Source organism: Pseudomonas sp. P20 (genome assembly GCF_016463925.1).
Taxonomy (GTDB): Bacteria; Pseudomonadota; Gammaproteobacteria; order Pseudomonadales; family Pseudomonadaceae; genus Pseudomonas; species Pseudomonas aeruginosa.
Genome location: NZ_JAEMVM010000011.1, coordinates 108361 through 121579, shown reverse-complemented (window position 1 = coordinate 121579; position 13219 = coordinate 108361). Strand labels below are relative to the sequence as shown.

General features: G+C 66.4%; 8 protein-coding genes. All 8 read right to left on the bottom strand.

What is annotated here, in order from left to right; all coding sequences use genetic code 11:
* Positions 1 to 334: 334 nt before the first annotated feature.
* Genes JHD77_RS17140 through JHD77_RS17105 form a run of 8 tightly spaced genes read right to left on the bottom strand, consistent with a single transcriptional unit; the run spans position 335 to position 13210 of the window.
* Complete coding sequence (locus tag JHD77_RS17140) at positions 335 to 5419, bottom strand: CDP-glycerol glycerophosphotransferase family protein (RefSeq protein ID WP_031756164.1); 5085 nt, start codon at positions 5417 to 5419, stop codon at positions 335 to 337.
* The gene (locus tag JHD77_RS17135; protein ID WP_003082180.1) at positions 5412 to 6074 is read right to left on the bottom strand and encodes a phosphocholine cytidylyltransferase family protein; all 663 of its coding nucleotides are present in this window, start codon (positions 6072 to 6074) and stop codon (positions 5412 to 5414) included. Before JHD77_RS17135 ends, JHD77_RS17140 begins: the two co-directional genes overlap by 8 nt.
* Positions 6050 to 6652 carry an HAD-IB family phosphatase gene (locus tag JHD77_RS17130; protein ID WP_009877982.1) on the bottom strand — a complete coding sequence of 201 codons (603 nt, stop codon included), beginning with the start codon at positions 6650 to 6652 and terminating at the stop codon, positions 6050 to 6052. The genes JHD77_RS17135 and JHD77_RS17130 overlap by 25 nt, the downstream gene beginning before the upstream one ends.
* 4 nt (positions 6653 to 6656) lie before the next feature.
* On the bottom strand, positions 6657 to 7418 hold the full coding sequence (locus JHD77_RS17125) for a class I SAM-dependent methyltransferase (RefSeq protein WP_003111493.1): 762 nt from the start codon (positions 7416 to 7418) through the stop codon (positions 6657 to 6659).
* A 54-nt stretch (positions 7419 to 7472) separates the two neighbouring features.
* The gene (gene flgL, locus JHD77_RS17120; RefSeq protein ID WP_191519252.1) at positions 7473 to 8792 is read right to left on the bottom strand and encodes a flagellar hook-associated protein FlgL; all 1320 of its coding nucleotides are present in this window, start codon (positions 8790 to 8792) and stop codon (positions 7473 to 7475) included.
* A 25-nt stretch (positions 8793 to 8817) separates the two neighbouring features.
* A complete protein-coding gene (flgK, locus tag JHD77_RS17115) occupies positions 8818 to 10869 on the bottom strand; it encodes a flagellar hook-associated protein FlgK (RefSeq protein ID WP_003082174.1) in 2052 nt (683 codons plus the stop codon).
* 18 nt (positions 10870 to 10887) lie between these two features.
* On the bottom strand, positions 10888 to 12090 hold the full coding sequence (gene flgJ / locus JHD77_RS17110; RefSeq protein WP_003082172.1) for a flagellar assembly peptidoglycan hydrolase FlgJ: 1203 nt from the start codon (positions 12088 to 12090) through the stop codon (positions 10888 to 10890).
* 10 nt (positions 12091 to 12100) lie between these two features.
* Positions 12101 to 13210 carry a flagellar basal body P-ring protein FlgI gene (locus JHD77_RS17105; protein ID WP_003082169.1) on the bottom strand — a complete coding sequence of 370 codons (1110 nt, stop codon included), beginning with the start codon at positions 13208 to 13210 and terminating at the stop codon, positions 12101 to 12103.
* Positions 13211 to 13219: the final 9 nt, after the last annotated feature.

Genomic DNA, 13219 nt, shown 5'->3' with positions numbered 1-13219 from the left:
CGGTTACCTGAGCTTGCGATCTCTCGGCCTGCTTGCTCAGGTGCCCCAAGAATTCGCGTTCATGGTGTTTATCGGCGTTTCCCGGCGGAGCTTTAGAGAAAAAATCAACATTTTCTTTTTCTCTTCCTCTTCAGTGGGTTACATGCTTCGAAGAGGACTCGCCAATATCGGTCCTGAACCGCCCCCGGTTGGTCCGGCAGAGGGTGGAAGTTCCGACACCCATTGCATCGACCCCCCGGCGATTTTCTTTAGCCCTCCCGTGCAACAGGGCACGCCGGGCATGAAAAAAGGCCGATGGCTTGCGCCACCGGCCTCGTTCGAGAAAACCCCGGATTCAGTCCGGCAGCCAGGCTGCCGCCCATGCCTCGAGATGCGCGCCTTCGAGCATCCAGTCGCGGCGCACCGCCTCGCGCAACTGCGCGCCGGCCGCGGCGTTGGCGTCTGCATCGGCCAGGTGCGCGCGGATCGCCTCCAGCCAGTCCCTGGAACGGTTCTTCACCCGCATGACCGGGAGACTGTCGCGATAGCAAAGCACGTCGCTGCAGATCACCGGGAAGCCGAGCACGCCGTACTCCAGGAGGCGCAGGTTGCTCTTGCACTCGTTGAAGCGGTTCTGCTCCAACGGCGCCAGGGCGAGATCAAGGTCGAGGCTGGCCAGGTAGGCGGGATAGCGTTCGATCTCCACCCCCGGATGGTATTCGCGCACATAGGGACGCAAGGCATCCGGGCAGAATCCGAAGAACACCCAGTCCACCTCGTCCGCCAGCTCGCGCACGACCTCGGCGATCACCTCGAGATCGCCGCCATGGCCGATCCCGCCGGCCCATCCGACCCGTGGCCGCTCTGCGTCCCGGCGCCGACTGGAAAGGTCGCGCCACCAGGGCAACGGAAGGCGGTTCGGCACGACCCGGATGTCCCCGTGCATGCGCCGGAATGCCTCCGCCAACGGTTCGGTCGAGACCACGAAACGGTCCGCCAGGCCCAGGGCACGACCGAGGATCTGGCGAATGTCGCCGGGCATCTCGGCCCGATGCAGGCTCTTCAGCGGCAGCTCGGGCAGATAGTCGTCCAGTTCGTAGACCCGGAAGGCGCGGTTGAACGACCGCATCCGGGAAATGGCCCGCAACTGCTCTTCGCTGATCTGCCGCTGGAGAATCACGCTGTCGACCTCCAGGCGCTCCAACGCCACCGGCTGCAGGAGCGACTCGCTGAGCATGCCGTCCAGCAGGCCGGCGTCGTGCAGCGCGCGGAACGGCTGACGCACGCGATAGTGGCCACAACCGTAGGGATCGGCAGGATGCGCCAGGACCCGCGGCAGCGGCGACCGTCCGAACAGCGGTTGGCAGGCCGGTACCTCGGGGCGCTCCAGGGCGAACCCGGCCCCCTCCAGGCTGAGATTGCGGTTGTACGCGGGATCCCGCGCCAATGCCGGTAGCCAGCGCCGGTAGAGCGACTCATCGGCCTCCACGGAAGGCAGCTCGACGTTTCCGTTCTGGGCCAGGACTGCATAGGGCGTCCACACCGACAGGTAGCCGAGCTGGCGGGCACGCAGGCTGAAATCGACGTCGGCGTGGCCATGAGCGAAGTCGTTCTCGTCGAAGCCGCCGAGTTCGTCGTGCAGCGAGCGCTTGAACAACAGGCAGGAAGCCGACAGAGCCGTGTGATTCTGGACGACCAGCAGGCGATGCATGTAGCCGGCGCTGTCTCCCGCCTCGCCGGCGAACGCGCGGCCCGCCGTGCCGCCCAGGCCAAGCACCAGGCCCGCCTCGCGAATCGTTCCGTCCAGGCCCAGGAGCTTGCCGCCGACCGCCCCGACCTCCGGGCGGCGGCCGTGGTTGAGCAACTCGCGCAACCAGTCCGGACGAAGGGCCACGACCCCCGCCCCCAACGACAGGAGGAATTCGCCTCGGGCCTCGGCCACGCAGAGGTTGAGGCACCCGGCCAGGCTCGAAGCCTGCGGGCTGAGCACCCGGATCTGCTCGCTCCCCAGTCCCTGGACCGCCTCCAGCCAGGCGGCCATGTCGGGCGCCAGCGGGCCGGAGGCGACCAGCAGCAATTCGTAGGACGGGTAGTCGGTGTTCTCCAGGAAGCTTTCCACGCTGCGCTGGAGAGCGCTCAGGCTGTCTCCCACGGGAAGCAGCAGGGACACTGCCGGCGTCCCCGGATAGTCGTAGGCGATGCGGTTGATCACCGCCAGCCGGCCCGGCTCGATCCGGTGCGGAACCCCGAGGCGGTTCAGGTGCTCGTCGACCACGCTCGCGATGAACGGGCGCACGGCGGCGCTCGCCAGCCATTCTCCGAAGGCGCGAGCGCTGTGGTAGAGGACCTCGGCGAGATGGCCGATACGATCCAGGCCCTCCCGCTCCGCCAGGCGGAACATGAAGTCCTGCAACGCCAGATCGCCGAAGCCTTCCTGCAAGCCGCCCTGCGCCAGCAAGGCGGCACGCTGGAAGGCCAGGGAACGACCGCAGTAGGGGTAGCTGCGCAGAAGGTCGAGGTTGAAGTCGGGCTTCAGCAACGGTGCCTCGTAGCGTCCGTCGCACACATGGTCTTCATCGCTGTAGCAGCACAGCAGCGCGGTTTCCGTACGGATCTTTTCCGCCAGCAGGAGCAACGCGGAACGCGCCAGTTCGTCTCCGGCATGGATGACGATCAGCCAGTCGGCGTCGCTGGCGGCCGCCGCCAGGTTGATCCGCTCGGCGGCGGAACCACCCTCGGCCAGCCACGCCAGGCCCTTGCGCGCAAACGCCGGGGCTCTGCCCAGTATCCGCGTGCGCCAGGCCGGCAAGGCCTGGCCGTCGATGCTCGCCAGGCTGCGCTGGAGGTCTGCGTCCTCGGCCTCCTCGGCAAGCACCAGGACTTCGATCCGCGAGTCGCGTCGCAAAGCGTCGATGAAGGGACGGTAGCGGGCCGGCTCCACTTCGCGCCCGTGCAGCCAGGTCTCGTATTCGCTGCGGAAGTCCTCCCCCGCCACCGGGCTCGCTGCGCCGGCCGCGAGGGCCGCGCAATAGTCTCCCGGCGCCGGCTGGAACGCGGTCTGGAGCAGCAGGGAGACCGGCGTGGAAACGCCTTCGAAAGCCGGATAGCTGCCGTCGCACTCCAGTTCGATCGTCATGCCACCGCGTTCGTCACCCCGGAACGGCAGGACCAGCGACTTCGCTCGCGCGTCCTCGACGCTCACGCGGCTGAAGAGCTGGCCGTTGAGGCACACGCGCAACTGGAACGGGAAGCGGTCGTAAAGCTGGCTGGCGAAGGGCGTGACCTGCAGGACGACCTGGCGCTGGCGCAGCGGCAGGCCCGACACGCAAGGAACCGCGCGCAGCCGAGCGCGCGCGCAGAGCATATGCACGTCGCCCTGGCGCAACAGTCCCTCTTCGGCGAACAGGTTCAACTGCCCGACGGGCCATTCGACCGGCGCCTCGGCTGCCGCCACGGCGCGCAGCCACAACGGCTGCTCCGCTTCGTCCGGCAGGTCGGCCAGTTCCTCGCGCAACAGCGCGGGCGCCAGCAGACGCCAGGCCGGCTTCGGCTGCAGGCGCGCGAGCAACCTGTGCAGGCGGCGAGCGCTCCAGTCGGTTTCGCCAGCGGGCCCGGCCTCGCGCTCTTCCAACGCCAGCCGGGCATGCCGCAACTGGCCCATGGCGATGGCCGGCAGGAGCGCGCTTACCTGATGCGCGCTGCCCGGCAGCAACTGGCCGCCGTCTTCCACCAGAAGCACCGCCGAAGCCCTGCGTTCGAGCGTGGCAGCCTCCGCGTCGCACCAGGCCCGCCACGAATCGAAGCGCCGCACGTCGGCCGGCAATGCCGCGCCGGACGGAGCGATCAGGTCGATACGGCGATGGGCGAAGCAGGCCGCATAATGTTCGGCCAGTCGCTGCCCGCCATCCGCAGCGGCCCGCGCGTCGAGCACGATCTGCAAGCGCGGCGCCTCGGCGATCGCTGCGGCGACCCTCTGGACGCTGCGTCCGTCGCGAAACCGGCCGTACAGCTGCTGCGTGCGGTTCTCCTGGGTATCGCGACTCTCCGCGTGCCGGGTAAAGGCATTGGCCAGCAGGTCGAGCAGTTGCTCGTCGTCGGCGAACTCCAGTCCGATATCGCGCCAGGCGTTCCCTGGAGCCTCCGGGTTGTAGGCCCAGCGGGCGATCCGCTGTTCGCGGGAGAACAGCAGGATCGGTCGGTCGAGCGTCATGAACTCGAAGATCAGCGAAGAACGGTCCGCCAGCAGAATGTCGGCTTCGGCGAAGCTGGCCGCGATGCTCGCCTCGGGGTCGTCCACCAGAGTGACCAGCGGGTCCGTGCGTGACTGTTCGCGCCAGAGCTTCATGAGGTCGCGGAACAGATCCTTGTCGCTGACGAACGCATGTTCGTGCTGGACGATGGCGGGATGCGGCTTGATGATGATCCGCGACGCGGGATAGACCTTGCGGATCAACGCCACCACACGCTCGCCGAGGTGGACGGCGGCGCTGATCTCGGGGTTGTAGGTGGGGGCGAAGAGGATAGTCGGCGCGTTCTCCGCCGGGGTTCTCGCGGGCAGCCGGAACACCTCGTCGCACCAGGCGTTGCCGGTCAGCAGGAAACCGTTGCGCGGCATCACCGAGGAAGCCAGGGTGTCGTCGATGTCCCAGGCGCTGCCGCACAGATAGTCGGCGTAGCGGTAGGTGCCCTCGGCGAATCCGTAGCGGGTGACCGAGCCATGGCGCATGCCGACCAGCAATACGTTGTGCGCATCGCAGTAGTCGCGCCAGAACTCCACCGACCAGCCGTCGGCCACCGCTATCACGTCCGGTTTCCAGGCCATGACTTCATCGATGTCGAGGCTCAGGAGGCTGTCCTCGAAACACTCGGCCAAAGGACGCAACGAGCGGTAGTGGAAAGGCATGTTGCCGTAACAGGCGACCCTCAGGCCCGAGTAGCGCTGCATGCGCGCAACCGCCAGGTCCTGCCGGAACAGTTGCAGCACCCGCTGGCGTCCGCCGTCGTCCGGCGCGCCCAGGTGCAGTTCCGCGACCTGCCGCAAGCCCAGGGAAAGCGCCAGGCGGGCCTGCGCCTGGGGACTCCGGCAAGCGCCTGCGGCGGATACCGAGAGAACCTCCTCCAGCAGCAGCCAGCCGCGATCCTCCAGGCTCTCCACCGCTCGCAGGAGCAGGCGCATGGCCTGCCAGTCGTCCGCCACGCCTCCCACCGCCCCGCCCAGGCAAGCCAGGCGGAAACGCTCGTTGCCAGGCAGCTCGCCAGCGACGGAAGCCTCGACGACCTTGTGTGCGCCCCCGGCGAACGGCGCGCCGTCCAGCCCGGAAACCCAGACCGCGTCCCCCTCCTCCAGCACCGGCAAGACCTGCCGCTGCAGCCAGGCCAATCGTTTCCCGGCATCCCCACCGTCGCGCCGGCCGGGTTCGCTCACGCTGTCCTCAATCATTCAGGTTCCAGTTATTCAGGTGCACGCGCCGCGCCATATCCAGGTCGCTGGCGGTATCGATGTCGAAGGCGTCGAGTTCCTGCGCGGGCAGCGGCAGGTACGGTTCGAGCGCCTGGTACACGTATATCGGCCGGTCCACCACCATGTCCGGCCGGAGAATCGCGATACCCGTCCATTCGTAGGCGTGCTGCGGCTCGCGGGTGAAAGCGGTGACCGCCTCGCCACCCGCATCCAGCAGAACGCGCACGCCATCGCTGGTGGTGTAGCGCGAGACGCCGATCAGGCCCGCCTGCCCGGCGGCGGCGCGGAGAAAGCGTTCGAACGAGCGATTCTCGATGAAGGTGTCGCCATCCACGGCGAGGAAGCGCCGGTCGAGATAACGCGAAACCCGGTGGATACTCTGCAAGGTATTGGTTCGGTCGAAATCGGGGTTGCGCACGATGATCGCGTCCCTGCGCAGGTTGCGCACCTGCTCGATGACCAGTTCCTCCTGAAACCCCACCACGACCCAGACGTTCGGGATCTCCGCCAGGCGCTCGAGGTGCTGGGCCAGCAGCGTCTTGCCACCAACCTCGACCAGGCACTTGGGTTTGTTCAGTCCCAGACGAGAGCCGATGCCCGCCGCGCTGATCACAGCATGTTCAATAGGCGACACAGGGCTTCTCCTTCATGGACCACGAAATCGCTCAGGCCGGTCAGCACCCGGTTCGGCACATGCACTCCGCCGTAGGCCACGCGCAGATCGGCGGCCTCGAACATCGGCACGTCGTTCATCCCTTCGCCGACGGCGACGATGCGCTCGAACTCGCCGCGCAGGGAGGTCACCGCATCGCCCTTGTGGAGGATCTCCTCGACTCCCTCCAGACGTCCGTCGCGCATCCGCGCCCGCGAGGTGAAGCTGCGCACTCCGAGGCGTTCGAGTACCGGCTCGACCCAGAGGTCCAGGTTGCCGGTCACGACGAAGCATTGCCGAGGGCGCGCGGAAATGAACGCCTGGATATGCGGGTCCAGCTCCACCTGCTGACGCAGGGCGGTGTGGATCCACTCCAGGTTCGCGTCGCGCAGCAAGCGGACACGCAGCTTGAAGGATTTGTCGAACGGCAGGAAACCGTCGATGGTGGCCTGGGTCAGCACCTCGATCTCGTCTTCGAGACCGACGGACGACGCGATCAGCGGCAACAGTTCCTGACGGGTCAGGGTTCCATCCAGGTCGAAGCAGTAGGCAGTGCGCACAGAGTCATCCCCGTCGCTGCAGGATCATGAAGTACTGGCGGGTCTCCGCACGCTTTTCCAGCGCTTCGGCGAACAGGCAGTCCTCTTCGAGAATCGCAGGCCCTTCCCCTCCGCCGGCCTGTACGAGCATGTCCTTGAGTTCGGCGACGGTGCGATAGACCGCCGAATACTCGTGTTCCAGTTCCTTCGAAAAGAAGCGATCCAGGGTGAGGCGCTGTTCCACGGCTACCGGTTCGCGCAGGTAGATCCGCCCGCCCGGTGCGCACAGCTGCAGCGCCTGGCGCAACAGTTCCTGGCAGTCGCTGTCGTTGAGATAGATGAGTAGTCCCGAGACCAGCAGCAGGTCGTAGGGAGGACTGAGCGCCAGCTCGGCGGGACGGATGTCGGTCGCCGACATCCGCTGGAAAAGCAGCCGCTCGTAGCCGCGCTGCCGTGCCTCGTCGCGGGCTTTCTCCACCAGCGCGGCGGAGAAGTCGATGCCCAGGTAATCGGCCTGCGGCGCTTCCTCGGCCAGCAGCCAGCCCCAGCGCCCGATACCGCAGCCGATGTCGAGGACCCGCCGGGCCATACCGAGGGCGAGTCCCGGAGCGACGCGCAGTTTCTCGCGCCGATCGCGCTCCTCGACCAGTTCCGGCTGCTGGTCCTGATACATCGTCGAACTCAGGGCATTGCGATATTCGCGGGCGGCCCGACCTTCGAAGAAAGCCAGCGTGCTTTCGTAGTCGATAGCGACGGGCCTGCCCTTTATCCGTTGTTTGTCGGTCATTCCGTAGCCTGCTGTCGACTCCGCGCCCCTGCTGGGCTATCGCTTGTCATCCGCTTAACTCAGGTAGTTGAACAGGCTCAAGTCGCGAATCTTGACGAAACTCTGCTGCGCCGCATCCATGATGGTGGATTGCAGGGTCAGCCGTGACAGCGCTTCAGGGTAGTCCAGATCCTGGATCTGTGAGATCACGGCGGTATTCACCAGGGTCACGTCGTCGATGAAGGTTTCCGTCGATTCGGCGACGTTCATCCGCGCGCCGATGCGTCCCTGGCCCGTGAGGATTTGCGAGTTCGACGAGTCCAGGTTGGAGATCGCCACCCCCACCGCGTCGCGGATAGCCAGGTTTCCAGCCGGCGTGTCCTCGGCGCTGAGCAGGGCCTTGCGCAAGTCCGACACGGTATTGAGCAAGCTGCGCTTTTCCTGGTCCGGCTGGCGCTTGATACTGAAGGTGTCGCCGCCCTGCGGCTCGCCGTCGATCTGTACCTTGACGCCGCCGAAGGTGATGAAGTCGCTGGTCTGGGCGTTGTCGTCGATCTTGCCGCTGGCGAGCGTGGCGAAGCTCGGCGGGTTGGGGTCGCTGGTGCTCCAGTCGTAGCCCGGCGGGATCGTCTTGAGGTCGTAGACCACGTAGTTCTTCGCGTCGGTGAAGTGGATACCGACGCCATCGCTGGCCAGCGGTGGCGTGCTCGACGGGAACACCGTGTCGTAGGCTTCCTTGTCCGTCACCAGGCCCAGGGAGATGCTGCTGTCGCTGGGGTTGCCGCTGGCGTCCAGGCCTGCGGCGCCCTTGCCGGTGGAGACCCGGTTGGCGTTGCTGCCGCTTTCGAAAAGGATCTTGCCGTTGTCGCTGATGGCAATGAAGGTGCTGCTGGCGATCTGTACCTCACGCTGGCCTTCGTCGCCGTTGTAGGAGTAGGTACCGTCCGGGTTGCGAACGAACGGCTGGGTATCGCCCTGGCTGCCGGAGAACAAGTACTTGCCGCTGGCATCGCGGCTGTTGAGCAGGTTCAGCAGTTCGTCCTCGCGCTGCGCCAGTTCGGTGGCCAGCGCGTTCTTGTCCGAGGCGTCGAGGCCGCCGTTGCCGGCCTGCACGGCGATCTCGCGGATACGATGGATGACCGTGCCGACCGAATTGAGGATGGTCTCCTCCTGCTGCAGGCTGTTCTTCGCTGCCGTGATGCCCGATTTGTACTGACTGTTGAGCGCCTGCTCCTGGTTCAGCTGAAGCAGCCGGACGGCGCCGACCGGGTCGTCAGCCGGGGTCAGCAGGCGCTTGCCGGCACTGATTTCGGCCTGGGTGCGCGTCAGGTCGGCATAGTTGCGGGAGATGCCACTGACCGAGTTGTTGAAAGCCTGGATCGTTGAAATGCGCATGACGACGGTCTCTCGGTTAAGGCGCTCAGCGGAACGCGCCTATCAGGGTATCGAACAGCGAGCGGGCAACTTGAATGACCTGGGCCGACGCGCTGTAGTACTGCTGGAACTGGATCAGGTTGGCCGCCTCTTCGTCGAGGCTCACCCCGGACAGCGAGTCGCGGCTGTCCTGCGCCTGCTTGAGCACGGTCTGCGAGGCGTCGGCGCTGGCGCGCGCCTGGGCGGTCAGGGTGCCGACCCGCTCCACCAGCCCACCGTAGGCGTCGTTGTAGGTAGACCCCGTGCTGCCGGTACCACCCACCGTCGGCTTGGTCTGCAAGGCATTCAGGTTGAGGGCGTTGCGGTTGTCCGAAATGCCGTCCTTGTTGAAGCTCAGGGTGAAACTGTCGCCAGTCTGCGGCACGTTGGACAGGTTGAACTCGTAGGTATAGGTCTGGCCGCTGCCCGGATCGGTATAGGCCATGCGCACGCTGTTGCTGGTACCGCTGTTCAGCGTCGGACTGCCGGGCAGCGCGTTGCCGTCCTTGTCGACATAACTCCAACCGGCCGGCAGCGGCGAGGTCATGGTGTAGGTCTTGCCATCCGCGCTGACCGTCGCGCTCAGCGGCAGACCATTGGCGCCGAAGGCGTTCTGCAGAACCGCCGGATCGATCGGCGACGGTCCGCCGACCAGGTTCGGCTGGCCGATGGCGCCGCTGCCGCGGTTGTTGGTGGTCGCCTCGGCGCGAGCGGACCCGGCGAAAGCCAGTTGCGAAGCGTTCTTCAGGGTTGTCTCGATATCGCTGGCGCCGCGCCGGGTCGGCTGCAGGGTGAAGCGGTCGCCCGCGGCCGGCAGTTGGTCGAGGGTCACGCTGAAGCCCTGGTCGACGCCGTTGGCATCCTTGAACGAGAGGGTGTAGGGACCGGTACCGCTGACCGTGACCTGCATGCTTGCGTCGTCGCCCAGGCGCCGCGCGGTGAAATTGGTGCCGTCGAAGTCCAGGCGGAAATCGCTGGAATTCAGCTTGCTGGTATCGGTGATGTTCAGGTTGGCGTGGACATTGCCGGTGTTGCCGTTCTTCGCCAAGACCCGGAGCGCCGTGATGTCCGGATCGTTGATGTCGCCGAACAGGTTGGCGCCGGCCTTGCCCGCCAGGTCTAGGCCCTGCCCCAGTTGCTTGTTGACAGTATCGGCGAAGGTTAGCGCAAGTTGGCCGAGCTTGTTGTAGGAGCTATCCAGGACGGTATCGCGATACGCCAGCAGGCCGCCCATCTGCCCGCCGGAGACCAACCGGGTCACGTTTTGCGTGGAGTCGCCAAGCGTGAGCTGCACCTGGTAGCGGGTCGGGTCGTCCAGCCCCGGCACCACGCTCAGCGTCGAAACGGTATTGCCCACCACCAACGGCTGGCCGCTGCCGATGAACAGGCTGACGCTGTTGTCGTCCTGGGTGACCGCGGTCACGCCGACCATCTCGGAGAGCTTGCGCACCGCTTCGTCGCGCGCGTCCAGCAGATCGTTGGGCACGGCCCCGGCGGATTTCGCCTTGGCGATGGCATCGTTGTACTCGGCCACGCTCTGGCTGAGATTGTTCACCTGCGAGGTCAAGGCACCCAACTGCTGGTTGATCAGGCTGTTCTGCTTGTCCAGTTGGTCGTAGAGGGTATTGAAGGTCTTGCTCAGGCCCTGCGCCTGGGCCAGCACCGCCTCGCGCGCCTCGGTCGAGGACGGGTTCTGCGCAGCGGTCTGCAAGGCGGAAAAGAAACGCTGCATCGCCGGGCTGACCCCGGTGGTGTTATCCGCCAGCAGCGAGTTGAGCTGGTCGATCTGGCCCAGGAAAGCGTTCAGCTCGCTGTTCTGGCTGGTGGCGTTGCGCAACTGGCCGGTGAGGAAGTCGCTGGCCAGGCGGCGCACGTCGACGATCTGGCTGCCCGAGCCCATGTAGCCGGCACCGCTGAACTGCGGGATCCGGGTCTGCTGGATGGCATCCTGGCGGCTGTAGCCCGGCGTCTTGACGTTGGTGATGTTGTGCCCGGTGACAGTCAGCCAGGTCTGGCTGGTGCCGAGGCCGGACAGGCCTATCGAGAGTAGGTCGGACATGGGTCAGTTCCTCCTTGCTCAACCCAGAGGCGGCGTGCCGGCGGCGGCGACGGCCTGGTAGGTCTGCATCTGTCTGGCGATCTGCGCCACCTTGCGGGCGTACTGCGGATCGGTGGCGTAGCCGGCGCGCTGCAGTTCCTGCATGAAGCGCTCGGGGTTGGCGGCGCTGTCCAGGGCGTTCTGGTAGCGGTCGTTGCCCTGGAGGAAGCTGACGTAGTCGTGGAAGCTCTGCTCGAACGACGAGTAGGAGCGGAACGCCGCGACTTCCTTGACCGCCTTGCCGCCTTCGTATTCGGTGGTGAGAGCGCGCGCCGAGGCACCATCCCAGCGGCTGCCGGTCTTGATGCCGAACAGGTTGTGGCTGCTGCCGCCATCCTGCTGGCGGATGATCGATTTGCCCCAGCCGGTCTCCAGCGCGGCCTGGGCCACCAGGTAGCGGGCATCGACGCCGATCCGCTCGGCGGCCTTCTGGGCCATCGGCAGCATGGTGGCGATGAACTCGTCGGCCGAGGCGAACATCGACTTGCCCCTGGCCAGCGGCGGCTGGGCGATGCGCCGGCTGCCCTGGCTGTCGACGCCATCGGTGGAGAAACCGCGGCGGCTCGCCGCCGGGTAGCTCTGCGCCGGCAGGTAGCTGTCCTGGCCCAGGCTCTGCATCTGGCTGGCGGCCGGCGAGGCGGAGGGAACGATGCCGGCGAGCATGCGCTCGGTCAGCTTGCCCGGCAGCGCCAGGCGCCTCTGGTTGAGCAGCTTCGAGTCGTCGCGGCCGGCTTCCGGCATCGGCAGGGCCTTGCCGGCCTGCGCGCTGGGGTTGCTCGGCCAGCGACCGGCGCCGTTCTCGGCGACCCGGGCGAACGGGTTTTCGCCGTTGCCCCTGGAGCCTTGCTTCATCTTCGACAACTGGCGCACCAGCACGTCGGCCAGGCCGATGCCGCCGGCATTCTTCGACAGGCTCACCGACAGTTGCTGGTCGTACATGTCCTGGTACTGCTTGGTGGTCTGGCTGTTCATGAAATTGCCGTCGCCCAGCGCTTCGTTGGCCGAACGCATGGATTTGAGCATCTCGTTGAGGAACAGCGATTCGAATTCCTGGGCGACCTTGCGGATGTTCGCCTCGCCGTCGCGGTCCTTGCCGACCTTGAGCTGGTTGAGGCGGTTGAGATCGGTATAGGAGCCGCTGTCGGGGCCTGCGCCGATACCGCTGAGCAAACGGGAATCCATGGCGTCGTCCTCAGATCACGATCAAGTCGGCCTGCAACGCGCCGGCCTGCTTCAGGGCTTCGAGGATCGCCATCAGGTCGCTCGGCGCGGCGCCGACCTGGTTCACCGCGCGGACGATGTCGTCCAGGGTGGTGCCGGGACCGAACTTGAACATCGGCTTGGTCTCCTCCTCGGCGTTCACCCGCGAGCGTGGCACCACCGCAGTCTGGCCGTTGGAGAAGGCACCGGGCTGGCTGACGATCGGGTCCTCGGTGATGCTCACGGTCAGGCTGCCGTGGGTGACGGCGGCCGGCGATACCTTGACGTTCTGGCCGATGACGATGGTGCCGGTGCGCGAATTGATGATGACCTTGGCCACCGCCTCGCCCGGCTGCACGTCGAGGTTCTCCAGGATCGACAGGTAGTCGACCCGCTGGTTCGGATCGAGCGGCGCGCTGACCCGCACCGAGCCGCCGTCCACCGCATGGGCGACGCCCGGACCGAGCAGTTCGTTGATGCGGTCGACGATGCGCTTGGCAGTGGTGAAGTCCGGGCGGTTGAGGTTCAGCGTCAGGCTGTTGCCCTGGTCGAAGCCGCTCGGCACCGCGCGTTCGACGGTGGCGCCGGCCGGGATACGTCCGGCGGACGGTACGTTGACGGTGATCTTCGAGCCGTCGCGGCCTTCGGCGTCGAAGCCGCCGACCACCAGGTTGCCCTGGGCGACCGCGTAGACCTGGCCGTCGATACCTTTCAGCGGAGTCATCAGCAGGCTGCCGCCGCGCAGGCTCTTGGCGTTGCCGATGGACGACACGGTGACGTCGATCGGCTGGCCCGGCTTGGCGAACGGCGGCAGGTCGGCATGCACCGATACCGCGGCGACGTTCTTCAACTGCACGTTGCCGACGTTGGCCGGCACCTTGATGCCGAACTGCGCCAGCATGTTGTTGAAGGTCTGCAGGGTGAACGGCGTCTGCGTGGTCTGGTCGCCGCTGCCGCTCAGGCCGACCACCAGGCCATAGCCGATCAACTGGTTGGTCCGCACGCCCTGGATGCTGGCGATATCCTTCAACCGCTCGGCCTGGGCCGCGCCGGCGGCCAGGAGCAGCGCGGCGAGGGCCAGCAGGTGCTTGAACTTGGTCATCGCGAGCGT